General features: G+C 43.9%; 21 protein-coding genes. 5 read left to right on the top strand and 16 right to left on the bottom strand.

The features are described from left to right. Position 1: 1 nt before the first annotated feature. Positions 2–1,378 carry a DUF1800 domain-containing protein gene (locus B3E00_RS00490; RefSeq protein ID WP_209579834.1) on the bottom strand — a complete coding sequence of 459 codons (1,377 nt, stop codon included), beginning with the start codon at positions 1,376–1,378 and terminating at the stop codon, positions 2–4. Between the two features lie 224 nt (positions 1,379–1,602). On the opposite strand from B3E00_RS00490, the gene B3E00_RS00485 reads away from it, so the two are divergent. Then, a complete protein-coding gene (locus B3E00_RS00485) occupies positions 1,603–2,070 on the top strand; it encodes a DUF6265 family protein (protein WP_209579832.1) in 468 nt (155 codons plus the stop codon). A 55-nt stretch (positions 2,071–2,125) separates the two neighbouring features. Here B3E00_RS00485 and B3E00_RS00480 read toward each other — a convergent pair whose 3' ends face one another. From B3E00_RS00480 to B3E00_RS00455, 6 genes are all read right to left on the bottom strand, one after another. Beyond that, positions 2,126–2,806 carry a type II CAAX prenyl endopeptidase Rce1 family protein gene (locus B3E00_RS00480; protein ID WP_209579830.1) on the bottom strand — a complete coding sequence of 227 codons (681 nt, stop codon included), beginning with the start codon at positions 2,804–2,806 and terminating at the stop codon, positions 2,126–2,128. A gap of 68 nt (positions 2,807–2,874) precedes the next feature. Beyond that, positions 2,875–3,456, bottom strand: coding sequence for a Crp/Fnr family transcriptional regulator (locus tag B3E00_RS00475; RefSeq protein ID WP_293880409.1), 582 nt, complete (start codon positions 3,454–3,456; stop codon positions 2,875–2,877). After that, positions 3,453–4,082, bottom strand: coding sequence for a histidine phosphatase family protein (locus tag B3E00_RS00470; protein WP_209579826.1), 630 nt, complete (start codon positions 4,080–4,082; stop codon positions 3,453–3,455). The genes B3E00_RS00475 and B3E00_RS00470 overlap by 4 nt, the downstream gene beginning before the upstream one ends. 108 nt (positions 4,083–4,190) lie before the next feature. Next, a complete protein-coding gene (locus B3E00_RS00465; RefSeq protein ID WP_293880411.1) occupies positions 4,191–5,312 on the bottom strand; it encodes a glycoside hydrolase family 88/105 protein in 1,122 nt (373 codons plus the stop codon). A gap of 108 nt (positions 5,313–5,420) precedes the next feature. Beyond that, positions 5,421–7,439 (bottom strand): RagB/SusD family nutrient uptake outer membrane protein, encoded by a 2,019-nt coding sequence (locus tag B3E00_RS00460; RefSeq protein WP_293880413.1) that lies wholly within the window; start codon positions 7,437–7,439, stop codon positions 5,421–5,423. Positions 7,440–7,459: 20 nt separating this feature from the next. After that, positions 7,460–10,795, bottom strand: coding sequence for a SusC/RagA family TonB-linked outer membrane protein (locus B3E00_RS00455; protein ID WP_293936212.1), 3,336 nt, complete (start codon positions 10,793–10,795; stop codon positions 7,460–7,462). Positions 10,796–11,218: 423 nt separating this feature from the next. On the opposite strand from B3E00_RS00455, the gene B3E00_RS00450 reads away from it, so the two are divergent. Genes B3E00_RS00450 through B3E00_RS00440 form a run of 3 tightly spaced genes read left to right on the top strand, consistent with a single transcriptional unit; the run spans position 11,219 to position 14,881 of the window. Then, entirely contained in the window at positions 11,219–12,190 is a 972-nt protein-coding gene (locus B3E00_RS00450) for a TolB family protein (RefSeq protein WP_209579819.1), read from the top strand. A 47-nt stretch (positions 12,191–12,237) separates the two neighbouring features. Next, positions 12,238–14,265, top strand: a complete 2,028-nt coding sequence (locus B3E00_RS00445; RefSeq protein ID WP_293936209.1) for a tetratricopeptide repeat-containing sensor histidine kinase — start codon at positions 12,238–12,240, stop codon at positions 14,263–14,265. Continuing rightward, positions 14,258–14,881, top strand: coding sequence for a response regulator transcription factor (locus B3E00_RS00440; RefSeq protein WP_293936206.1), 624 nt, complete (start codon positions 14,258–14,260; stop codon positions 14,879–14,881). The genes B3E00_RS00445 and B3E00_RS00440 overlap by 8 nt, the downstream gene beginning before the upstream one ends. A gap of 33 nt (positions 14,882–14,914) precedes the next feature. Here B3E00_RS00440 and B3E00_RS00435 read toward each other — a convergent pair whose 3' ends face one another. The 5 genes from B3E00_RS00435 to B3E00_RS00415 form a co-directional block, all read right to left on the bottom strand. Next, on the bottom strand, positions 14,915–15,610 hold the full coding sequence (locus B3E00_RS00435; protein ID WP_209579813.1) for a hypothetical protein: 696 nt from the start codon (positions 15,608–15,610) through the stop codon (positions 14,915–14,917). A gap of 135 nt (positions 15,611–15,745) precedes the next feature. Continuing rightward, a complete protein-coding gene (locus tag B3E00_RS00430) occupies positions 15,746–16,201 on the bottom strand; it encodes a DinB family protein (RefSeq protein WP_209579811.1) in 456 nt (151 codons plus the stop codon). Positions 16,202–16,247: 46 nt separating this feature from the next. Then, entirely contained in the window at positions 16,248–16,820 is a 573-nt protein-coding gene (locus B3E00_RS00425) for an NAD(P)H-dependent oxidoreductase (protein ID WP_293936202.1), read from the bottom strand. A gap of 58 nt (positions 16,821–16,878) precedes the next feature. Beyond that, positions 16,879–18,024: a hypothetical protein gene (locus tag B3E00_RS00420; protein ID WP_293936199.1), complete on the bottom strand. Its 1,146-nt coding sequence runs from the start codon at positions 18,022–18,024 to the stop codon at positions 16,879–16,881. A 10-nt stretch (positions 18,025–18,034) separates the two neighbouring features. After that, positions 18,035–18,913: a TssN family type VI secretion system protein gene (locus B3E00_RS00415; protein WP_293936196.1), complete on the bottom strand. Its 879-nt coding sequence runs from the start codon at positions 18,911–18,913 to the stop codon at positions 18,035–18,037. A 332-nt stretch (positions 18,914–19,245) separates the two neighbouring features. Here B3E00_RS00415 and B3E00_RS00410 point away from each other — a divergent pair, with 332 nt between their 5' ends. Then, positions 19,246–19,983 carry a hypothetical protein gene (locus B3E00_RS00410; RefSeq protein ID WP_293936195.1) on the top strand — a complete coding sequence of 246 codons (738 nt, stop codon included), beginning with the start codon at positions 19,246–19,248 and terminating at the stop codon, positions 19,981–19,983. 82 nt (positions 19,984–20,065) lie between these two features. On the opposite strand, the gene B3E00_RS00405 is transcribed toward B3E00_RS00410, so the two are convergent. The 4 genes from B3E00_RS00405 to B3E00_RS00390 are packed head-to-tail and all read right to left on the bottom strand — an operon-like array spanning position 20,066 to position 24,219. Continuing rightward, a complete protein-coding gene (locus B3E00_RS00405; RefSeq protein WP_293936193.1) occupies positions 20,066–21,925 on the bottom strand; it encodes a hypothetical protein in 1,860 nt (619 codons plus the stop codon). 14 nt (positions 21,926–21,939) lie between these two features. Next, a complete protein-coding gene (locus B3E00_RS00400) occupies positions 21,940–22,371 on the bottom strand; it encodes a GPW/gp25 family protein (RefSeq protein ID WP_209579790.1) in 432 nt (143 codons plus the stop codon). A gap of 10 nt (positions 22,372–22,381) precedes the next feature. Continuing rightward, entirely contained in the window at positions 22,382–23,767 is a 1,386-nt protein-coding gene (locus tag B3E00_RS00395; RefSeq protein WP_293936191.1) for a DUF5458 family protein, read from the bottom strand. A gap of 5 nt (positions 23,768–23,772) precedes the next feature. Beyond that, positions 23,773–24,219, bottom strand: a complete 447-nt coding sequence (locus B3E00_RS00390; RefSeq protein ID WP_293936189.1) for a hypothetical protein — start codon at positions 24,217–24,219, stop codon at positions 23,773–23,775. Positions 24,220–24,326 lie beyond the last annotated feature (107 nt).

Raw genomic sequence — 24,326 nt, 5'->3', positions numbered from 1 at the left:
GTTAACAAAGCTGATATTCGGGAATACTCATGGCTTCAATAATCGCCATTCGACTGTTTTCACGGTCATATTCATCCCGTAATGCTTTTTCAAAGGATATCTGCCGCTGCAACAAAATACGAAAAGGGTCTCTCTCCCCAAAACTATCTTCTACAGTGGACCAGTCAATGGAAATTTTTGGATTTTTATAGGCTTTTGCCAGTGCCCTTGACTGTTTCATGCCCATGTCGAGGTCGTCGTCATTCTTGACAGCTAGGTCGAGCGGGCGCAGTCCGCTCCATATCTGCGGTAGTTGCATGCGGAGCAACAAGGTAGAGCTGTCTATCCAGGCTTTTCCTGAAGGCCAACCCGACACGTTCGGCGGATACAAAAGCATCTGCCCCAATAATTTCTGATAGACAATAAGGTTTTCTGGGTACGCGATCTCCATGGGTAAAATGCGCATAATACCAGCAATAAGTTCTATTGGCGACTTTACTTTGTTGCCGATATGCTTGGAATCGTAAAACCAGTCTGCCGTAAATAGGCTGTTGACCAGTTGCTTGATATCATAACCCGAATGATAGAAATCACGGCTCAGTAAAGAGACAATTTCCTCATCCACCTGTTCGTTGACCAAAAAACGGTATAGCTTTCGGCTAATAAACCGGGCTGTAGCAGGCTGCTCCAATATACTATCCAAAATATCGTTTCCATCAAAATTTCCCGTCTTACCCAAAAATGTTTTACTGCCGGTATCATGAAATTTTCTGCGCTCCAGAAACTGACCATCCTTATCGTAAGACCACCCTGTAAAGGCGCGGGCAGCCTCTCTGACATCCAATTCAGTATAATTACCTCTTCCCATTGTGAAGAGCTCCATCACTTCCCGCGCGAAGTTTTCGTTCGGATACCCCTTTTTATTCTGCTGGTTATTCAGGAAGTTGAGCATGGCTGGGGCTTTAGAAACCGCAAATAGCAGGTCCCGAAAATTTCCTAGGGCATGTTTTCTGATTTCATTGAGGATGTGCGCACTAAAATTGGCATTAATGACCCTGCTGGCAAAATGTCCATGCCAAAAAAAAGCCATTTTCTCCCTGAGCTGGTCCTCACCATGCACCATTGCTTTCAGAAAATTAAGATTGATTTCAATATTACGCCTGCGGTTGAGCTGCTGTACCAGCTTTTTATCAGAAGCATTCAATTGAGATAGTGCCGTATAATCAACTTCCCCCTGCTCCGAACTGAAACTGATCGGGTGGAATGGATACGCATGCGCATATAGCTTCCATATTGCGGTGGGAGATTGCTGTTCAAAATCCGTAATCTGCTGAAGACTCATCCCAAATCCCGCTCGATTGGCGAGATGCTTATTTTTTATAAAATCAGAAATCATCATGCTTCCATTTATACCTAAATAACGAATTATTTATACATGTTAGCATAAAGCTGCAAAGATTTAACAAACATTAAGTTAAATTAACAGTCTAACTATCAATCACTTTCAAAACTTCTAATTTTTTATTAAATTTAATGAGATATGGGCATACGCTAATTCACCTTACCGTTTCATACATATTTTACAATCGACTAGTTGACAAACCTTTAAAAACCGAATATCATATGCTAAAATTAACCAAGGTATGGGTATCATTATCCTTTTTTCCAATTTTCATACAATGTGTGGGAAGTCAAAAGGAGCCGTCCGAAAATTTCGATTGGCTCGTAGGAGAATGGCAGCGCACCAACGAAGCCAAAGATAAAAAGACCTTTGAATATTGGAAGAAAATGAACGATTCTGAATATGCAGGCTTTGCATTTACATTGCAAAACATGGACACCATTCATCAGGAAACCATGCACTTGCTGAAATCTGACGGCAACTGGAATTTAAGGGTTAAAGTGCCTGACGAGAAAGATTTTATCGCATTTACAATGACCATGATGAAAGATGGACTGTTCGAATGCAATAATGATTCGCTTCCCTTCCCAAAAAAGATTTCTTACTGGCGCGACGGTGAGCAATTGAAAGCGAATGTCGCAGGCGATAGCCTCCAGATTCCTTTCGAGTTTAGCAAGATTTCCAAATAGAGGGCAGTCCAATCCTTTGACGAGCAAAGCCAACTGAAACATGTCAGTTGGCTTTCTACACTGATGCCGCCAGTTTCATCTTTTTTCGGAGCACCAAGGCAATCACCCAAACAAGTAGTAGTACACCCAAAATTGCGCCGCTTTTAGCGTTGATACCGGGAAAGAAATTATTGAGGGAATGAAATGCACTAACAGCAACCAGTGAACCCGTTGCATCGGCGACTTTACCTATCCCCCAACTTCCCAACACCAAAATGGCGAAAAACGAGAACTGAACCGGCGTAAAATCAAAATTGAGATGCCATAAAAACCAAAGTAATGACAGCAGCAATATGTTGTAGATAGGCTTCAATGCTTTGAATTCCTGATAGAGAAAGCCCCGCCATCCAATTTCTTCCAGCAGACCGTAGATCAGGACAGTAAAAACAGTCAGATATGGAATAGTACCTTTTGAAAAATAAGACACCGTGCTGATCAAAGCTACCGGAAATACCCAATATAATGTAATCGGATAAAGGAGACTCTTATAGTTTCCTTTGAGGGAGAGTATAGGTTTTATCTTGAAAGCCACAAACACAAGCCCAGCTCCAAGCGCAGGCCCCATTCCTGTAAGAATGGATTTTAAATACGGATTGTCGATGGAATGTAGTAATTCAGTTTTGTTGGTCAAATAGCGGCATGCGATGGCAATAATATAATAAACAATAACGGCCCAATAATTGATTTTTCTTTTCATCCTATTTGTATAGCTTTTTTGCAATGCCTAAAAATAAATGCATTAAAACAAAAAACACTTGACGAAAGTTAAGAAATCTTTTTTCTTATTCTGCTCAGGCTCTCCGGTGCTATACCCAGATAGGAGGCGATAATTTTAAGCGGTGTACGCTGAAAGATATATGGTCGCTCTTTTATCAGTTTCAGGTATCTTTCGGTAGGTGGCAAAGTAAGCAGATTGATCTGCTCAGACTGTTTAGCCGTAAACATGATATCCGAAATGGCCTTACCGATAAGGAGCGATCGGTCGGACTTTCCATAAAGCTCCTGTAAATTCTGATGGCTTACCGACCAAAGTTCTGTATCTTCGAGGCATTCCGTTTTGATGACAGTCGGCCGCTGTGATACGAAAGAGAGGTAGTCGCTGAATAGCTGGTTTTCGTAATATAAATTGATACATATATCTTTATGCTGATAAGGCACAAAATGTCCTACCGAACCTGAAACGAGAATGTTGATAAACTTTTCGGTCTTATCGTATGCCTTCACGATTTCGTTTTTTGCAAAACTCCGACATTCTACCACTTTTGCAAATTCAACCCAAAATTTAATGTCGACGGGATAATACGTATCAAATACTGCTTTGATGTTTTCAGGAGATGGAGTCTTCATATTGCTTTGCTTTTATAATACGAAGTGTCGCTCATCCGCCTAATGATTCTCTTTCCCATTTCTGTTTGGTACAAAAAAGAAACGCCACCACTGACTCCGTATAGATCCATTGTTTGAAGGCTTTCCACCGGCAATCCAAGCCACATGACATTGAAGATACTTAAGCTATCGCCGTGCGAAACAAGGATGATATTCTCTTTGTTACCAGACATTACTGTTTCATAAAAGGGAATCATCCTTTGCCAGACGTCAAATCTGGATTCTGCATCACTAAAACATTTGTCGTAGATTGATCGTTCTTCCGCCTCGATATTGTCTTTAAGCCATTGAACCGATTGCCCCACCGCTCGTCCAAGGTAACGTTCTTTTAGTGCAGTTGCCCCTTGGGGAACGACATTAAACTGTTTTCCAATGATCTCAGCGGTCTGGGTTGTTCTGCTAAGCGGTGATGTATACACGGAAAACTTCGTATCCCGAAACTCCGACTTTAAATTAGCAGCGATATTTTCCGCTTGTTGTATCCCTTTTTCCGTTAATGGCCAATCGTTCCAAGAGCCAATCATGCCGTTTGTATGATGCACGGATTCCGGATGTTGTATCGTAATGATATTTTTCTTTTGAGACATACGTATATAAGCAGGCAATTAAGAAAAGCTGACGGCAACTTGGTTGCCGTCAGCTTACACTGCATGCTGTCCACAATGGATAGCGTGTGGTTCAAAAATACCGAAACTTTAGTATAACGACAAATTGTCGCTGGTTTCCAATAGCGCATTGATACACCACATGTAGGCAGCCTGTCCATGATAATCGCCTGTATGTCGAGGACGATCGTAATAATACTGCTTATCGTTCTTTTTATTGGTACCCACACAGATTTCCGATACCGCTCCTTGCCCGTCAACATATTTTGCAAGCGCGAGCCAAGCTCTTCGAGCAACGGGACCATATTGCTTTTCATTTAACCAGCCGTGCTTTACCCCGGTTATGATCGCATAAGCAAACATTGCCGAGCCCGAAGTTTCTGCCCAACAGTCGGCTTCATCAATCAGCTGATTCCACATGCCACTTTTGCGCTGCTCTTTTTTCAAACTCTCCATCATGGTAAGATAGCCCTTCAAAATACGGGGCCGGTCAGCATGATCTTTCGGAAGCATGCGCAGTAATTCGGTCATACCCGCGGCCATCCAGCCATTACCACGACCCCAATAGTAAGGAACATCAGGTGCATGGTAAAACAATCCGTTGGGGCGTTGTAATTTATCTAAATAAAGCACCATCTCTTTAGCCGCGCGGTCGAGATATTTTGATTCACCAGTTGCTTTAAATGCAGCCGTCTGTACAATGGTAATCATGTACATATCGTCAATCCACATCCGGGTCTGCCAGGAGTATCCTTGCTGCGCCCAGTTTTTAGCCTCCTGCCCCGCATTTTCTGGTACCTGCCATTGCGTATCCGCGTAGGGCAAGCCCAAGTTGAGGTAACTTTCCTCCTTGGTCAGTTGGTAAAGACGCAAAGGTAGACTTCCAAACATATTTAAGTCTACGTGGTTTTTCGGTGGCAGCAACTGCGGCTCGCTGGATACGAGTTTGGAAAATCGATCTTTCATTGCCTGCATCAGCTTTGCATCATTTGTTACACGCGCATAGTTAATTGCACCCGTCCAATAAAAGGTCTCCGGATAGCTGATCCATTTACCCGCATGTAGCATATGTTTGCCCGCAGTAAAACGATGCGCGATGCGATGTCCTACCTCCATTGGGTCTGCCTCGGCCGGAAAATTTACCAGATTCGACTGTGCGATTAACAGTTGAACTGGAAGTATCAATAAAAACAAAAGGGTCTTCTTTATCATATGAATTAGTTTTATGTACTTATAAACTGATTTTAAATTATCAAATATGGTATTAAAGAATCCCGAACTTATTGCGCGCATGCGCAAGGGCTCGGGACCTCTTGGGGGCTATTCCACTTTAGACTCATCCGCAACAGCATCCTCCCATTGATCCCATACTGGGGTAGCCGGATTATAACCATCGTAGCCATAGTTTTGCTTTAACTGGCCTTTAATATTTGAGGTAATAGCTACATTGGGTATTGGCCAATACATATTCTTCTTATCCATGGTATAATTGATATCACTTAGCCCTGTTGCATTGACATGAATGATGCCTTTGTTGTATAAGCTATAATGCACAATGCGTTGATACCAGTAGCTACCCCCGATGGCATCTGTACCACTTTGCTTATCAAAATTATCCAGATGGTATACATTTCCCCATTCATCCGGTTTACCACTACGTGCCAGGCAAAGCGATACCCGTTTCAATTCCACATTACGCCATTCCTCCCAGTAGAGCTCGCGAGCCCTTTCATTCATGATATCTCCAATGGTAACGGCCCCATCATAGAGCTCGGTACATTTTGCCCGTTTACGAATGGCATTTAAGTCGTCTTTAATTGTCCCATCAGACGGACTGATATAATATTTTGCTTCGGCGCGCAAGAGATAAGCTTCAGCCAGGCGATAGAGGTACCAGTCTGCGATGCTACCGTTGGTAGCCCCCCGTGAACCGTCTGAACCGCTGATATTGGCCTCACTTACCGGGTCGTCCAGAAAAAATTTATAATGTGGCACATCGTACCAGCGACGGATGGTATCGCTACAAAGGAGTTTGCCTGTAGCTGGATCGTTGAGTAAAAGTGGTTTACCAAAATCTTTGGATGCCTTATTGTTGACCTTGTAATCTGCCATGCGCACCCAGTTTCCCACTTTGGAACTGTGGCGCAGGTCGCCCTCATCTTGCTTTCCATTGACAGCCCATACCCCCTGGGACTGGAAAGAAGTGGGGCGAAAAGTTCCTATACCGCGACCAAAGGCCCGCATGTAATCATATTTAGCATTGTAATCCCCGCTGTTACGTTTGATGTTCAACAAAGCCTGTTTCCCGTCTGTCGTTTGTATCCGCGAGTCGAATACAAAGGGATATAAGATCCGCATGGTGAGCATTTTTACAAAAGACTCCGCATCGGCACCACGGTTGGGCATCCCCATGATTACCTCACGGTTGCTGGCGATCAGTTTATTTTCGGGGCGGTGCATATCCCAGATCACATTACGCGTAATAGGCCAGGTCTGCGCTTCCCCGCCATCGTTAAATGTACCGAAGCTTTCAGTCATCAAAGCATAGCCCGACTGGTCAATCAGGATATCGGTTTGCTCTTTGGCCTTTTGGTACTCCCCTATGGCCAGATAACATTTTGCCAGCAACATACGGCAGGCCCCTTTGTTGATCATACCGATCAGGCTCATATTTTTCTGATCCGGTACCCATTGGACGGCAAATTCCATGTCCTTGGTCATCATCTGCAAAATGGCATCGCGCTTGGTACTTCGGTAATTCTGTTTGGGCACATCGATGATTGTCGTTACTAAGGGGACATCTCCGTACTCAAACACCAATGCCATATAGCGGAAAGCCCTATGGAAATAAGCCCGTCCTTTGTAAGCATTCCGATCTTGCTCGCTCAGGGTCTGAACCTGATCCACGTACTTGATAATGGTATTGGCATAACTGATCCCTTTATACGTTTCCTGCCACAGATACCATAGGCTGTTGGATCGGTCGAGATTCTGTAAGCTGGAGTTGTCACTGGTCGGCGTCAGCATATTGGCCACATCCGCCATCATGCTGCGTTTGTCGGTATTGCTGGCCACCATCAGTTCAGAAAAGATGTATTCTGTACCCAGGGTCAGCATCTCGTTATGATCTGTGGCCCAATACCCCTTTAGATGGCGGTCGCAGATAGCCATTGCAGAAAGTAAACCAGACTCGGTATTAAAAGTTTCGTTTGGTAAATAAATTGACAGCGGATCGGGCTGCAGAAATTCCTTCGAGCAGCTGCTTATCGCTAGCGTACTGGCAAGCAAAAAGGCGATGCCTCTGCCTGCGGATCTGGATTTGTTTCGTATATCGTTCATGTACATCACAATTAATCAGGTTATAAAGATAAATTAACACCGAAGGTAAATACCCTTGAGGCCCAGGATTCCGTCTCTGGATCGCCGTATTCCCAGTCCTTTGCCCAGGTCGCCACATTGCGCACCGTACCATACAGCTTCACCCGGTTGAGGTTGTATCTGGAGGTCAGATTTCTTGGCAGCGTATAGCCTACCGAGATGTTGTCGAGCCGGATAAACGAGCGGTCGTATAGCCGCGCTGCACCCTCGGCACCGATCGGTCCCTTGGCCTCGATACGGCCATAGCGATCGGTGGGATTGTCCGGCGTCCAGTATTCCTTTGCGGGCAGATTAGCCAGCCCATAGGCCATACGGCCGCCATCATCATCGTTATTCAGGTAATTGCCCGACAAACTTTTGTGTCCCATGGCCGAATAGATATTAAACGAAAAACTAAGGTCGTTCCATAGGATAAACTCATTGCGCATCGACCAACGGAAACGGGGATCCGTCTGCCCTAAAAAAACCTTGTCATTATTATTATATACAGGTTTTGTTACATCGCCGTTCACAACATCATCTGCGGTATACACATTGGCTACTTTCGGATCACCAGGAGCCTGCCCATATTGAGCAGCCTCTGCCACTTCATTGGCCTGCCAGATCCCCGTCACGTGATAATTCCAGATGGCACCAATAGGCTGTCCGATAAACCAATTGTTCGAAATCTCATCCATTTCCTTACGGCCGACCACATTTCCATTGGCATCCAGCACATCTTGGTAGTTTTTATAAAGATGTACGATCTGATTTTTATTATAGGCGAAATTGAAGCTGGTAGACCATTGTAGTTTTTCTTTCTTCAGGTTGACGGTGTTTAAGGTCAGTTCAATTCCTTTGTTGTCCACCTGCCCCAAGTTGGTGGTGATACTTCCAAATCCGGTAAAATTGGGCAACTTCTGCTCCATGATCATGTCGTGGGTTTGCATCAGATAATACTCCAGTGTTCCTGAGATGCGATTTTTAAAAAATCCGAAGTCCAGACCAAAATTCCATGCTGTGGTCTTTTCCCACTGCAGGTTTGGATTGGCCAGCCGATCCACCATCAGGTAGCGGTATTGGACCAGCTCACCGGCCGAGTTGAGGTAACCATGCATTTTGCCACTACCCGAATACAGGTTGGCCAACGCCAGATTCGGATCGGCCAGTTGCCTGTTTCCATTTTTACCATAGGAAACGCGCAACTTACCATAATCCATTACATCGCCCCATTTAAAGAATTTTTCTTTGGTAAAGTTCCAGGCTAAGGCCACGGAAGGAAAAGTTGCATAGGGGTTGGAAGTACCGAAAGCCGAATAACCATCCCGTCGGATAGACGTCGTGAGCATATAGCGGTCATCGTAGGCATAAAATAAACGGGCCAATAAGGCATCTGCTGTCTGATGGGTATCGTAGCTATCAAAGCTGCTGTTTTCTTTCGAGCCATTTTTGGTATTGTGAAAGCCGAGGGCATCCGACGGTAAGATATTGCGTGCCTCAATGCGATCTTTCCAGGACTGCTGTTCTTCTGCTTCCTGCACCAAAGTTACCATCAGGCGATGCCTATCCGCAAAGGTCTGTTCCCAGCTGATGGTGTTATTGAGCGACCAGTCGAACCGTTTGGTTTGTTCGCGGTTTGCACCTCGATCGGCCGGATTGGATCCGGGTAGTTCGGCCGACATAAAGTAACGGTCATGGAAATACTGCAAGCGTGGCGACGCATTAAATGAATACGTAATATTAAAGGGCAGTTTAATTTTCGCATTGAAAATGGAGTTAACCACCGAATACCCTTTGTCCAGCTCAAGGTATTTCTTCTGAAAATCATAATTGTACCCCCGCTGGCTGAACTGTTCGCTGAGCGGATATTGCAGCGGATTGCCGTTGGCATCAGCGTAATCTGCGTACGGGCTGTTGCGCAGGATTTGATCCATATCGATATCAATATTTCCGTCCGAACGGTCCTGGAAATTTACGTTTGCCCCCAGCTCCAGCCAGTTGGTCACCTTTGCATTGATTTTCATATTGGCCCGCACAGCCTTGTAGGTATCGCTCACGACAGCGCCCTCATTTTTGAGGTAGCCCATAGACAGGTAATAGTTTACCCGGTCGCTTGCTCCGCTGATGCTAGCATTATAATCCTGATTAAGACCAGTACGAAAGGTATGATCGGCCCAGTCGACCGTTTTTCCATCCAGAAAGTTCTGCAGGGCATTCCCTTGCAGACCCAAACGGCGGCCCCAGATGCTCCGGTCAGACTCGCCACTTTCATTGGTCGACTGCGCGCGCCAAGCATCGAGCGACAACGAGCCCGGTAGCTGTCCAGGATTGAGATAAAAGCCATAAGGCACCGTGAGGTTACCGTTAGCATCCCGCGTCTGATAAGCCTCATATAAGCCCGTCGTGGGGTTAATGCCGTAGGTATTTTTGGTATACCAGTCTTCACGGTGCTGCAAGTAAGCATCGGGACTGAATCTTTTGCGGTATTCGCTCAACTGTGTTGCACCGGCATTCATCGTCATATTGATGGTCGGTTTGCCCTGCTTCCCTTTTTTTGTGCTGATGATAATTACGCCACTAGCCGCTTTTGAGCCGTAGATAGCTGCAGCGGAAGCATCCTTCAGGACATCAATCTGCTCAATGTCATCCGGATTGATTTCAGAAAGTTCACCATAGAAAATCATCCCATCAAGCACCAGCAGAGGGTTGTTGTGACCGCTGTTGCTATCGTATACCGACCGCTTACCCCTTACCTCAATGGAACCGCCCCCTTTTGCCGAAGCGTCATAGCCAATATTCAGTCCTGCCGAGCCACGCAGAATATCCTGTACGGTTTTGGGGTTTTCATTGGCGATGCGATCCGGATGGATTTGTGTAACCGAGCCCGTCAGGTCTTTTTTGCGCATGGTACCATACCCCACCACCACGACTTCATCCAGCTCGCCCGTGGTAGATGTCAGCTCCACATTGACGACCTTGGTTGCTGTTAGGTCAATTTCCTGGCTCTTGTATCCCAACCGCGTAAAAACTAACTTTTTGCTTCCGACAGGTATGGTAATGGTATAGGTTCCATCCGCCTTTGAGGCAGTACTTACGTTGCTACCAGCCACGTTGACGGTCACGGCAGCTAGCGGCTGGCCGGTATCATCTGTTATTTTACCTGTAATCTCACGATTTTGGATAGCTCCGTCCAAGGTCTTTAAAACGGGGACATTCGCCCTTAATATTGCAGCAGGACTCGTGAAAGCGAAAAGACACCACAGGCAGGAACAGGATATCCATTTGCTGGTGGCAAAACCATAAAATGGATTTTGTTTTAGTTTACAATTGTTTCCCATAAAGAAATACTCACTTTAGATGATTCAGTAATTTTATAATTGGCTCCCTTTATTCAAGGAATCTTAATTGTAAAAGTGAAGATTAGGAATTAGAAAAACAGGACGATATTGTATCAAAAAATTGCGACTTTGTCTCAATAACAGACATTTCGATCAAAAACGTGCTTGGCGCTATACTCCCCACCGTTAGCAATGCGTGAAAAAACATCTGACTTTGAAGTTATCAATATTTAACTACAACGTTTTCGTTCTTTAACTATAACGTTTTCGTATTTTTAGTATGACAAAATGCTTTCTCCAAAATCGATAATGCTGCGCCAGCACAAAACAATTGACGTGTATTTTAAATAAAACCCTAGTTTTCGTGGATTGATTTAAAATCATCAAGCGTGTAATTTTGGATTATACTAAAAGAAAAGAACGATGAAAAAGTTATTTTGCATAGCCGTACAGCTATTTACTTTATTGATTGTCAGCTCTTGCTCAAAGGATAGTGTGGACAATGGTAGCGGATCGAGCACTTACCCCGCTGCATTGAAGGGAACGATTTATTACGATTGGGCGACTGAAGGGGTGCTGAAGATGAGCTTACCCGATGGCATCGGTGGATCTTTCATACCAGATGATTCAAAGCTCAATAATTTTGATATTTCGCGCGATGGGAAATGGAAACTAACCGCAGTAAATGCCAGTACATTCGGCCAATACGATGTGAAGTTTACGATCAGTGATATGAACAGTGGAAACATCGTTGAAGAATTTATTTATAACAGTCCTGCTGGAAACTCCTACTGCAAAGGCTACCTATCCCCCGACAATAGCTTGATCATGGTTACGTCAAACGACTTTCAGGACGGGGTGACCATTTTAAAACGAAACGGCGAATTTGTCGCACGTATTGTAGACATCAATGGTGAACGGCTGGGTTTCAACGAATCCCGGCTATGGCTACCAGGAAATAACATTGTCTTGACACATGGAAAGTATATTATAAAGATCGCGCCCCCTTATAACTCCGGAGCATTGGTAAAGGAAATGAACTATCAGGACTGGGGCAAGCTGACGGTCAACCAGGCGGGAACCCAATTTGCACTCAACATTGGTAATCATATCTACACCATGGATGTAGACGGAAATAACCTAAAGCAGGTCACTTCAAGCAATTTTAAAGAATCGATGCCAGAATTCTCACCCGATGGAAAATACCTATTGATTGGCACCAACTATCGGTCCACGGGAACACTTGGATACCTATGGGACCTGAAAATTATTCCGAATGATGGTAAGCAACACGATGTTGGTTTAGAAACCAATAGTGCTTCCGAAGTTCTTCCTGTCATCTGGAAAGGAAAAGACAGAATTGAAAGCGCTGATGGACAGATGATTTGGCGGTAATAAGAATTATTTTGTATTTTGAGAAATCAATATTCTGTTTCGCGTGCATGCATAAAATTTTACTATTTGTCGCAGTGCTCTGTACACTGCCCCGCTTCAATGCCCTTGGCCAGCAAAAGAATCAACTTGAGCACTATAGCGATAGCCTATATCAACAACTGCTGCGTGTGGACGATCAGGCGAGCAAGGCCCAAGCTCTGTATGAATTGAGCTTTTTTTGGTGCGATTACGATAGTACCCAAGCGCTCAAGTATATCGCAGAAGCCGAACAGGTATTAGGGCCCATGCGAAAATCCAGCTACTATAGGGGGTTATCTTATTTCTACCGCGCTGCAGTCTACTTTGACTCAGCACCTTTACAGGCGAAACAGCTTTACTTACAGGCCGAAGATCAGCTTAAAAAGATCGATCAGAAAAATAATGTCTCCGCCCAAAAGCACCGTGCAAGGCTTTGGGGAAGTTATGGCGCATTACTTCAGCGCGAGGGAAAGTCGGATGAATATGTACATGTGCTGCTCAATAAAGTGATACCGATAGCGGAACAGCTTCAGGATAATATCCTGCTGGGCAATAATTACCAGAATGTTGCCATGGTGCTGATGAACCTCCAGGCATATGGCAAGGCCGAACAATACTATGAGAAGGCTTTTCATCTGCTACAGGGGAGAAAAGATTCCGATGAACAGCTTTTGACATTATACGTCAATGCTGCCCGTAATGCGTTGTTTCGGCAGGATGTTAGAGAAGCCAAAAAACGACTCGATAAGGCTGAGAAAATAAGCCTCCGTATTCCCAATTCATCCTATATACCCATTTACCACACTGTTACAGGAAGCTATTGGGCAGCAAAAAAGAACATGTCCAAGGCTAACATCCATTTTGAGCATGGTCTTGCTGCTGCTAAAAGACAGCAAAATAAGGATATGACGGCATCCATTATTTTTGATCAATTCACTGCCTTACAGGAAGCGGGACAATATCAGGCTGCGTTGGACAAGCTGTTGGCCGTACTTCCTTATGTACGAAACAAAGAGTCCCTCAGAAACAAGCAAATGGTGTATGATAACCTCGCGACCACTGCCGTTAAATTGGGACGATGGCGAGAAGCTACCCACTGGTACGAAGCGCACAAAAAACTATCCGATACCCTTTATCAGGATAAGGGCAATGCGCGAATCATGGAACTGGAAAAAATATATCAGACGGCAGAAAAAGAAAAGGAACTATTGCGCATAAAAACAGAGAACCAAGGGCATCAGCTCGCCCTTCAAAAGACGCGCATGTGGGTCGGTGTTCTTGCTTTCGCTATGCTTATTCTATCCTTTTTATCTTTCACCTGGTACACCGCCTTCCTCAACAAGAAAAAGTTGGCCACCCACAAAGAGATGCTCTTAGAGGAGGAAATTAAAAATCGTAAGCAACAAGAAAAATTGAATCTTTATAATGCGATGTTACAGGGACAGGAAAGAGAGCGAAGCCGCATCGCACGGGATCTGCACGACGGATTGGGCGGAATACTGGCGAGCACCAAACTAAAACTTTCGGCGGTTGCGGCAAATGCCAACCCTCAGCAAGAAGCTGCAAAAACGACGGATCTCCATGTAATCATTGAACAACTGGATCATTCCGTTGATGAACTCCGGCGGATAGCGCGCAATATGATGCCAGAGTCTTTGCTATACATGGGTCTGGAAGTCGCCCTCAGGGATCTTTGCAATGCCATGTCACATCCCGACCTTCAGGTCGATTTTCAGGCTTCAAATCTACGAGAACACTACCCGCAAGATTTTCTGATCGCGGCGTACCGGATTCTGCAGGAATTACTGACCAATGCCATAAAGCATAGCGGAGCTTCGCAGGTGTGGGTACAATGTAGTCAGGTGGCGGATAAATTCCACATGAACGTCGAGGACAACGGCAAGGGTTTTGATCCCCAGCATGCAACAATGACCAAGGAAGGGATTGGTATTTCCAACATTCGCAACCGGGTCGACATCTTAAATGGACAATTAGAGATTGATGCAGCAGTAGGAAACGGCGCATCATTCCATATTCAACTTAATATACATGGATAAGGTTATTTCAGTCATTATCGTAGACGATCATCCACTCGTACTGAATGGATTTGAATTTATTTTAAAGAACAGCGCAGACATCGTTTTACTGGGCACATTTACCTCCTCGGCTGATGCTTTAGCTTTTCTTCAAACCCAACCTGTCGATATTGTTTTGGTCGACATCAACATGCCCGGCATGAATGGTATCGATACCACTGCAATCATAAAAAAGGATTTTCCCAACACACAGGTTATTGCGATCAGCAACCTAAATGAAGGCAGCATCGCCCTTCGTATGCTGCAGGCGGGCGCCTTGGGTTATCTTCTCAAAAATGTATCTGCCGAAGACTTAATTCAAGGTATACATTCCGTTCATCAGGGTGAACAGGTGCTCAGCCGAGAAATGAACTTCATATTAAAAGGTAATCAGCAAGATTCTGTTCCAAAGATTACAGAAAGAGAGCGCGAGGTACTCAAATGGATGGCGCAAGGTTATACCACGCCCAAAATTGGCGAATTGATGTTTATCAGCCCATTGACTGTCGAAAGTCACCGTCGAAATCTGCTACAAAAATTTTCCGTCAGCAATTCGGCTTCCTTGATCCACAAGGCTACTGAAATGAAGTTTATCTAATAAGCAACGCGCTGTCTTTGGACAGCGCAACCATCAGTGGCACACCGGCACATAAATCAGGTCTACACCGCCTTCATAGACATTGAATACCGGTCGTGATTCCCATACAATGGTGCAGCCCTGTTGCCCATTGCCCTCCTGTCGGCCGCCCGATCTAAGAAGCTCAAAATGTGTATTTAAGATAGATTCTGCAGGTACACCGCCACCGGATTTAAGATATTTAATTTTGACGTCCAGCATCAGCTTGTCGTCAAAAAGTCGTCCCTTCCACGTGATCTCCTTAGCACTGGCGGTCAGCGATCCATTGACTTCTCCGTTGTCTGCGACGGATAACTCGCCCGATTCAGCGGTAAACCGCCACGAGCGCCCGGTTTGCTTCCCTGGAATAGCAAAAGAGAATCCCTCTTGGCCAGACAGTTCCATGACAAGTACCAAGGTGGAGCTATCGCCTTTTATTTTATCGATGCTGAAAGACCCTTTTCCCTTTACCGGTGCTAAGCGATCGTATCCATGTAAATACATGGTCGACTCGGTACTGCCCAGATAGGCCTGTCTATTCATGCGTTCATTGAACGTCTGCTGATACGAACCAGAATCTTGGGATTTACCACAGGCTATCGTTGTAAACAATAGCGGAAGGACTAACGCTTTTGTGCTGTATTTCATATCTAAATATTTCATAAAACTTTCGTTCGTTGTAAGCTGATGTGCGAAGAAAATTCTCTGCATTACTCAGCTCTATTACAAAATTAACCGTTAGTCCATTTGAAGACAATCCACGAAAACCATGAAAATTAAATCATGAATACGGGCACATCAATATGCAAGTTGGCTTGCAAAAGCTTTCTAAAATTTGGGACTTCGTTAGATAAACTTCTTAATGCTCATCATATAGCCCAGGTGGAGCCCTTCATGAAAATTATTCCATTCGAAGGCATCGTATATTGAAGTGACATGGAAGCCCGTCCCCGTGGTACGGGCGTTATAATGGAGAAATATTTTTTTGTTAAAATCCAGGATAGTCGGCTCAATCTGTTCAACAAGCAAACTTTTAAGCAGATCCGCTTCCTGTTGGGATACCGGTACTGTGGGTTTTGTACCCGACTGGTAATTCAAAAAAACTTCTTGTGGAATATGCCCTTTTACATCCGATCCGATATAAATTAATTTATGCTGTGTGGCAATGATGTGACCGATGTTCCAGATCAGGTTGTTGCCAAAGCCAGCAGGAATGCGATTGAGCTCTTCTAGGGAATAATGCTCAAAAAATTTGAGGTATGCCATACGGCTCGTTTTCCAGGCATTAAAGAGTGATTCCATGTTGTAAAGCTATTTGTCGTACATTTAAAAGATGATTGTAGCACATTTATACGAGATCAATCCGGCCAAACCGTGCGAGTTTATCTGCCCATTTCGAACTGTATGAGTTGTTCAGCTGATGCAGTTCGCCCATGGCGGATGTTCGCACAGGCGAAATATGACAGCGTTCGAAGACATCCTTCTTCACGCTCATAAAGTTTGTCTTTTTGTAAAGGTTATATTCAGCAAAGAGATCTTGATCCAATATACTTACTATTCGGGCAGATTTACCATAGAAATTGTTATCAATTCGGTTAACATCGAGACTGCTTTGATAGGGCAAGAACAGGCGATCAAAGAAGCCTTTGATTTTCGAGGGGATATACGAACGGTAAACGGGACAGAACAATACGATATGTTTAGCCCAATGGAGACGACGCAAAGCAAACTGCAGGTCGGCTTCCAAAGAAGTCGAATGCAACGAAGGAAGTCTGATATTGTAATTAAAGAGCAGATCTGCGATCCGTAGATCATGCACAATGCCGTCCGCCTGCTTTACACCTGTTCGATAAGCATCCATCAGGAAGTCAGTAGACGCTATTTTAAAAAGATCCCCATTGATTAATAAAACGTTCTTCATCTTTTGCTAACATAAGCAAAAAAAATGAATCGCAAACTGATCTCACCCAATAAATCTGCTAATCCAGCAAAGACCAGGTTCGCTTGGTCTGCACCTCCTGCACAACCTTTTGCTCAGCAACGACTATATTTTCCCGTCGTTGACCAATATATTCCAACGTCGCCAATTTACCCCATAACGAAACCATTACCTGCATAAAATCAGCCACACATTCCATCGCTTCTGCAATTTCCAGATGATCGTAACGCAATTCAATAAGGTTTGATAAACGTTCCTCAAAATTTCCGGGTGTCACATCTTTCCACTCATAGAAATATTTTAGCATTTCCTCCCGTTCAGCAGATTCGATCAGCCGTACAGCATTAAAAAATACATGCGCAAAATCCGAAAAATATTTTAAAAGATAAATGGGTGCCTTTTGCGGAAGGATAGATCGGTATTCAAAAAATGAAGTTGCCATATACGCTAAGATACGTTCAGTAATAAAGCGGATATTAAGCCCCAGCTCGGTGATCTTAGGTTTATTCACCGTTTTATCCATGATGCGATATGCGGCTGACTGAAACTCATTCAATGCTCGGTAAAAGCGGTTGTGAAAATCCATCAATTGCGGATGGCTTTCGATATAAACGCAAGGCATAACGTATTGCGAAACCAATAAAGTTTCCTGTCCGTCGTTTACAAGCTTGCCGATAGGCAGAAAAGAACCACTCACCTGCCGTTGCTGTACTGCGGACTTCGTCACAATGTCGATCGTATATTCTTTTTTTACAAACGGGTAACGAAGGGGTGATTCCTCCGGATTAGGTTCGCCAAAAGCCGATTTTCTAAATGAATGTACATATAAAACTACATAATGCTCTCCGATAGCAATTTTCGATACATCCATAAAGGCGCTAAAATTTGCCTCTACCGCACCTTGCTGATAGGCTATATTGATTCGGCTCCCATCGCTGGTGACCGCATTGCAGAACCGAACTTCAACCTCCAGATAATTCGTGTTTTTTTTCAGCAGCGAAATATCAAAAGAACGATCGTACCCCGCAAAGGCCGGCAACAATCCAAAATTCGCATGATGAAGCCCCACTGATATGCCGTCGCGGACGAGATCTTGGGTATATAGATCCGTATGAACAAAATCACCACTGGAGAGTTTCATCCCATCCACCCAATTGATGCCTTCGTAATTTAATGGTTTTTGCATAAGCTTAATGTTATCCTATCGTTTCTGAAACACGCTTGGCGTGAATAGTCATTTTTTCTGTAATCTGATTGCCTGAAATGTCTGCATTTGGGTCTATATATACATTTCTTCTGAAAATAGACCTTTTCACAACAAATATCCAACGCTGGTATTCCCCCTGATCATCCACGTAGCGTACCGGGGCACTTGGAAATTTGGCATTATAATCTTCAATAAATTTTTGGAACCACAGTCCGAAGTTCATCTTCTCTGGCGCTTTCACCTTCACGCGCAACGGCTCCACGTCTTTGCTATCCTTATAGAGTTCCAGTTCCAATACCAATAGCTTATCAAAATCCAAATGATCCAGACTGATTTCTTCTGGAAACCGTGGGTATTCCCATACCCGATGAATTTCCATAGGGATAGATAACAGCGCAATGTAGGTCCACCAAAAGAACATAGGAACCATAAAAATGGAGATACTGGTGGCTGCCCACCATCCCAATCGGAATGGGCTCATCCAATCGAAAAACAGTTTATATATATATATTGCCAGCAACAGCATGACAAACATGACGAAAAACACAAATACCTTTTTGTTCTCCAACGTGTTGAGATCCCATTTACTCAGCAGATACACCCAAAGCACCCCTAGTCCCAACGCATACATCATGGTCATAAAATAGCCCCACGGCATATAGCCAAAGCCCAAAAACCCGAAAAAACCGGGCAATGCCAGAGCTACTCCTCCTAGAAGGATCGAAATAATTAACTTCTTATTGCTAAGAAGAGAATTCTTCTTATTCCAGACCGACAATACAATTGTCGAAATAAATACTAATAAAGGCGCAAGTATGTACCTCAAAAAAACTGTTTGTACTTCCATTTCAGCTGTTGCAGTATTCACAAACTAATATACTATCTTTAAATAAACAATTTATAATTAAAATCCCCGGTCAGAGTGAAAACAATCTACTGGGTTAAAACAATCTATTGGGCTTATATGTTCAAGGAAAAATGATTTCTATGAAAAAAAAGGACGGTTTATTCACCAGCAATAGCATGACATCAGATATCAAGGCCAGCCAAAAGGCGGCGGATCTTATTCAGCACGGCGTAGATCCAGATCATATTATCTTTACTTGTGATGGTTCAAGCCGTCGCCCCTTCTCTACAGAAATTCAATCTGTCAACCCTTATATCTCCGAGACGAGCAATGAAGAATTTGTACGCATCCATATGAACCGTGAGGGCTTTTATGATATGCTCCCCGAAGGCCTCTTTCATACCCTACATGCTGGCAGTGAAATTCTTGACGAAGATGTTATGATCCAAGATGTTAGAAACAAGCGTCGCCAGGAGCAAAATGCCCGTAAGTTTTTCGCCCCATTTGAAAACGAATTGTTCTATTTACGGACGCAACTGGATCAATATGAAAGCCGTCTTGATATGCAAACAACTTATCAGGATATGAGCAACCTACTGCTCTCCAATTTTCCCGAACTACACCGCCTGAGCCCCCGCCAACGTGTTATCTGGATGCACTTTATTCCTGAAATCCACAACCACAAAAACGATATCGCTTATGCCCAACAACTGTTGCGCAACCTGCTCAACATTCCCATTGAAATCCATCGTGCAACACATGACCGCAAAATCGACTGGCAAGAAATCGGGCTTCCACCCAGTACATTGGGCTATTGCCAGCTCGGAGTCGACAGTTTGACCACGATGAACTTTGAACGCAATGAGAGCTATCTTAACATCACGATAGGACCGTCCTATCCCCAACTTTTAAAGAACTATCTCCCCAACGCCAAAGACGAATATATCATTCATCTGGTGCTGGACAACCTTTTCCCGGCTCATCTAAACCGACACTTGCGCTATGACCTTCTTCCAGAGGTGAAACATAGCTATTTAAGCGATGAGCAGGGTAACAACCCCACTGTATTGGGACACACCTCATACCTGTAGTCTACTTCACTCTAGTCCACATATCTGTAGTCTACTTAATAGTAGTATACGCGACAGACCAGCCTACTTGCTATACAACAACTTATAGCGTCTTCAGTAGCAGACGATAGTGCACTTCCATGCTGCTGCGCACCTGTAGCTTACTCATCACCTGTTCCAATAACTCATTCCACTCGGAGTCTTCCAGATCAAAGCTTCCATCAGGCTCCACGTAGATATCAGTGGTTTTCTGAAACCCTTTTCTTGGATCGGCATCCATCATTACTCCAGACTTAATTTCAATACGTTTAACCACCTGTCCGAGTTCCAGTTTAATGAAATTGATAATATCATTCTTACTAACGATGCGATCTCCGGTGGTCACATTGTATTTAAAAGCTTGCAAACTATCCCTTCGGTTGAGACGCGAACGTCCGCCTCTACTTGTGGTAAGAAAGACAAGCTGTTCATAATTTTTTACCGCACCCAGCTGGATCTGCAAAGGCGTACCGACAGCAATGCCGTTCGCTAGCTCTGCTTGGGTCATCCACATCTTCGTAAAAAGGAGGTCGCCATCATTTTTTGGATTCATTACAATGTACTGCTTGAAATCATTTTTTCGGAGTTGTAAGGCCTTTCCCTTCTGCTGTATCATCGCTAAGTTTTTGTCCAACTCACGCAATATAGCATTCAAGAAATCAGCATTATAAGACACAAAAGCAGCCTTCTCATCCCGTATCAGTTCAAACAGGTAATCCAGCAAATCTTTGGCAGTACGATTATCAAGTCTTTCGACTCCACCCTGTCGCACGGTGTAAAAGCCTGCTTCGGCGTGTACACCGGATCTGTTGTAAGGCACTTCACTATATTTTTCCCCCTCCTGATCCAATACCTCTTCCACCGTCAGTAGTTGTTCAAGCTGCGCGGTTTCGATACCAACAATGTTTTTAAGGGCTTTCACCCGATGCTTACCTTCGACCAAGCGCTTATTGACAACAGGAAATGCATTTATTTGTACATGTAGTTCATCAAGCAGCTGCACCGGCATGGAAGTCGGCATGTCAATACGAATCCAATCCAGATCCTGCTCGAGGCGATCCGTCATCTGCTGTTCAAAATGCGCTACAATTTCCTCCGGTAGCGAACTAGTTTTCCCAAAACAAGCCGCATCCGGCTCATCGTCCAAGGTCAGAAAATGCTGCTGATAATAGCCCTCTATGTCCTGGCTTAAGTTAAAGAGGTAATTTTTACGGTCAAACAGTTCGTCCACTAAGCGATCCGAGCGCTTTAAAAACCTATTTTGATGGTGTTTTATGGGAATTCCATTCAGGTGCCATTTTCCAAGGTTTAGAACTTTGTAGATCTCCCGGTTGACCTGATAATTGCCCCAGTCGAAATAGAAATTTAAACCCGCAAAGGATTTCCTACGGTCGTACTCCAAACATTTTATACCCAGAAAGACAGAATGCCCAGTATTGATATGCAGCGATTTTCCTAGCGAACGTTTTACATTGGGCTGTATTTCAAACAGCTGCCTGGGGGTAGCCATATAACGGATCTTTCCATGAAATAGATGCACTTCTTCCAAACTGGAAAAATTCATTTCCACCATTTTTTCCTCTTTTGAAGCGCCGACAGAAACAATTTTTTTCTTCATGTTCATATGCAGGTAAGGACTTATACGCACCTCATCTTCAATGGGTTGGTACAGCAAGATCGCATGAGCTGGCAGTGGCGCTACCAGATAGTCCGGTGCCAAGAGACGACCGATCTTATCAAAGATCCGATTCTCAAAATCGCGCACATCATTCGACACCTGAAAGATCTCACTGCTCAGCACTTCCATCAATAAAAGGACCACCGGATCAAAGTCAAAGACCTTTTGGATTCCCCAAAGCTCCTGGGCCTTCTTAATGATCCTATTGCGAATCTCTTCCTTACTGGAGTAAAAAATATCGTTCATCTGCTCTTTGCTCACTACTTAGCTAATGGACTTAAAAATAATGAAGTACTGAATGCATAGCGCTCCCCAGTCTCCACCATCTTACCCTCCACATAAATCATTACTTTCTTTTTGATCTCCGCGACCTTCCGCTTGGGAAAGAATGTTTCCACTTCAGAAATATTAACCTTGACCACCACCTGTGCGATGCGCCACTCATAACGCGTAATGGAATCGAGCAGTGATTTTCTAAACTTTTCTTCCCATAGACTCTCGCTGACGATCAATTCAAAATCCAGGTCCCAAATGGCACATCCAAAATCGGCGTTAAAGCGGTGCTCTCCCTTTCGAGTAAATATGATCAGCTCCAGATAGTTTGAAATGGATTTACCCAGATCCGACTCTTTCAACCGGTGATTCTCCACAGGGAGGTTTAACTGTAAGGGTTTATCCAGGTAAAATTCCATATAAACTCATTTATTGCTGATTGTACTCACTGGCCCATGTCGTGCTTTCATCTTCCCCTTTGTAGCCATCCAATTTGACCATAAAACTTTTGGCTGGAAAGAATGGAGTAATATGGATATCAAGATGAATTTTATCTTTTTGCTGATCATCGCGTTCAAATCGCATGATTTTAAAGCGCTCAATCAGTCTATCTGGCCCTTGAATACTGTCCAAAAACTTTACAATCTGCGCACGCAAATCTTTTTCCGTCTTGGTCGTCCAGTTTTCAAACGCTCTGCGGTTCAGAAAATCAAAGAGGACTTTGGTCACATAATCAAATACACGCACCACAGAGTAAGTCTGCAAGCCAATATTATCACCATTAAATAACGTTTTGGCGGAGAATGCCATCACCTTTCCATATTCATTCACCATTGGAACCAATCCAATACGCTCGAGATGCGAAATTTCACTTTTCTTAAGGTCAAACTTTACCCCATCAACCTCATTGATTGTACCGTGTTTCTTTCCTGCTGTTACCTGCGACATCAATGTATAATACATTTTTCCCGCCAGGGCGGCAGAGCCCGGTACAGTAAGATCTTCCTCCTCGCCTACAGTGGTATTTTTCTCCCGTCCAATCAACCAGTTGGTCGTCATGATGACGTTGGATTTATACGCTTCCGCGCTGGTGTAATTACCAGATGTGAAGAGGTCAATCACGTCATCCGGCTGTTCGAGATCTGCAAAATCGGTAACGAGCATCGCTTTATTCGCATTGGCAATTTTCGCCCAGCGATCCAATACCTTGTTAGATCCTAGATAGCCTGGCAACACCAATAGCGAATAGTTGTCGCGAAGGTCGAGCCTATCATAATTCTGTTTGAACTCTTCAGACACATATTCGATAAAACGCGGGTTGTCCAGGTCTGTCAGCTGGTCCATACTGGCATTCATGAGGACCACATTGTCCACTTTATCAGCTTCTGTGTTCTTATAGAACAGGTGGACAGAGCGATAAGCCTGCTCCAGCTCACGGGTTGCTTCCAAAGCCGTTCCCAAATTGCGGTTCAATGTCTCTTCGGCTACCTTCAGCTTTTCAGCGCTTTTATCTACCATAGAAGCAACTGAATCCGAATTTTCCAACAGATCTACCCAAAGTTCCATCTTCTTTTTAAGTTGTTCACGTTCCTTCTTTTTTTGGTCATCGCTCAAAAAAATCTGCTTGCGTGCTTTACGTTCCGGATTTAAATTTTGGATACCATCCACCGACGCTTCCAATAGATCAAAGCCCCCCACACGCACCAGCTTATCCAAACTTTCTTGCAAGCTTTCGGTAGCTGAACGATCCTTTACCTCTTTATATCCGGCAGCGCTACCCGCTTGTGCCGCTTTTTCTTCTTGTGTATTTGCCATAGGTCCTATTTATTAGCTTCTAATTCAGCGATAAAATTTTTCAGCACATTGATGAATGCAGCCTTTGTTTCGGCATTTTCAATGGCAGATTTCAAAGTCTTATTCGATTTCAGCTGTTTAATCACACTTGCAGAAAGATCTTTTTGAACACTTAGATTAGACAAAAAATCACTTTGCATCGTTAGATTCTTGGCTGAAAAATCCCCCAGATTTTGAAATTTCAGCTCTTCATGAACGCTGCTACCGTCTTCATCCTCAAAGGATACGCCCACACTCGGCTTGAAATGCGCAAATACATCCTCCACTTTCTTTAGTCCTTCTACTTTCTCTGGACGCAAAGGCTCATTATCGGTCAATTTCTGAATAAACATCGTTTTATTGAACGAGATGTCCACAATGGATTCCGAAGTCTCAACTTTCCTTTCGTTTCCACCAATTTCGTACTCAAACATATATCTAAAAATTAAGTTTATACTCTAATTAATTTGTCCTATTCTAACTACAATATACTAAAATATTAACAGAATACCGCCAGCCAACGCGTTAGCACACTGTATTA

It is taken from the genome of Sphingobacterium sp. UBA5996 (assembly GCF_002429765.1).
Lineage (GTDB): Bacteria > Bacteroidota > Bacteroidia > Sphingobacteriales > Sphingobacteriaceae > Sphingobacterium.
This window is presented reverse-complemented; position numbering and strand designations above follow the sequence as displayed.

Coding starts and splice junctions, on each gene's coding strand:
- B3E00_RS00490 (WP_209579834.1), bottom strand. CDS start 1,378: ATGATGATTTCTGATTTTATAAAAAATAAGCATCTCGCCAATCGAGCG.
- B3E00_RS00485 (WP_209579832.1), top strand. CDS start 1,603: ATGCTAAAATTAACCAAGGTATGGGTATCATTATCCTTTTTTCCAATT.
- B3E00_RS00480 (WP_209579830.1), bottom strand. CDS start 2,806: ATGAAAAGAAAAATCAATTATTGGGCCGTTATTGTTTATTATATTATT.
- B3E00_RS00475 (WP_293880409.1), bottom strand. CDS start 3,456: ATGAAGACTCCATCTCCTGAAAACATCAAAGCAGTATTTGATACGTAT.
- B3E00_RS00470 (WP_209579826.1), bottom strand. CDS start 4,082: ATGTCTCAAAAGAAAAATATCATTACGATACAACATCCGGAATCCGTG.
- B3E00_RS00465 (WP_293880411.1), bottom strand. CDS start 5,312: ATGATAAAGAAGACCCTTTTGTTTTTATTGATACTTCCAGTTCAACTG.
- B3E00_RS00460 (WP_293880413.1), bottom strand. CDS start 7,439: ATGAACGATATACGAAACAAATCCAGATCCGCAGGCAGAGGCATCGCC.
- B3E00_RS00455 (WP_293936212.1), bottom strand. CDS start 10,795: ATGGGAAACAATTGTAAACTAAAACAAAATCCATTTTATGGTTTTGCC.
- B3E00_RS00450 (WP_209579819.1), top strand. CDS start 11,219: ATGAAAAAGTTATTTTGCATAGCCGTACAGCTATTTACTTTATTGATT.
- B3E00_RS00445 (WP_293936209.1), top strand. CDS start 12,238: ATGCATAAAATTTTACTATTTGTCGCAGTGCTCTGTACACTGCCCCGC.
- B3E00_RS00440 (WP_293936206.1), top strand. CDS start 14,258: ATGGATAAGGTTATTTCAGTCATTATCGTAGACGATCATCCACTCGTA.
- B3E00_RS00435 (WP_209579813.1), bottom strand. CDS start 15,610: ATGCAGAGAATTTTCTTCGCACATCAGCTTACAACGAACGAAAGTTTT.
- B3E00_RS00430 (WP_209579811.1), bottom strand. CDS start 16,201: ATGGAATCACTCTTTAATGCCTGGAAAACGAGCCGTATGGCATACCTC.
- B3E00_RS00425 (WP_293936202.1), bottom strand. CDS start 16,820: ATGAAGAACGTTTTATTAATCAATGGGGATCTTTTTAAAATAGCGTCT.
- B3E00_RS00420 (WP_293936199.1), bottom strand. CDS start 18,024: ATGCAAAAACCATTAAATTACGAAGGCATCAATTGGGTGGATGGGATG.
- B3E00_RS00410 (WP_293936195.1), top strand. CDS start 19,246: ATGAACCGTGAGGGCTTTTATGATATGCTCCCCGAAGGCCTCTTTCAT.
- B3E00_RS00405 (WP_293936193.1), bottom strand. CDS start 21,925: ATGAACGATATTTTTTACTCCAGTAAGGAAGAGATTCGCAATAGGATC.
- B3E00_RS00400 (WP_209579790.1), bottom strand. CDS start 22,371: ATGGAATTTTACCTGGATAAACCCTTACAGTTAAACCTCCCTGTGGAG.
- B3E00_RS00395 (WP_293936191.1), bottom strand. CDS start 23,767: ATGGCAAATACACAAGAAGAAAAAGCGGCACAAGCGGGTAGCGCTGCC.
- B3E00_RS00390 (WP_293936189.1), bottom strand. CDS start 24,219: ATGTTTGAGTACGAAATTGGTGGAAACGAAAGGAAAGTTGAGACTTCG.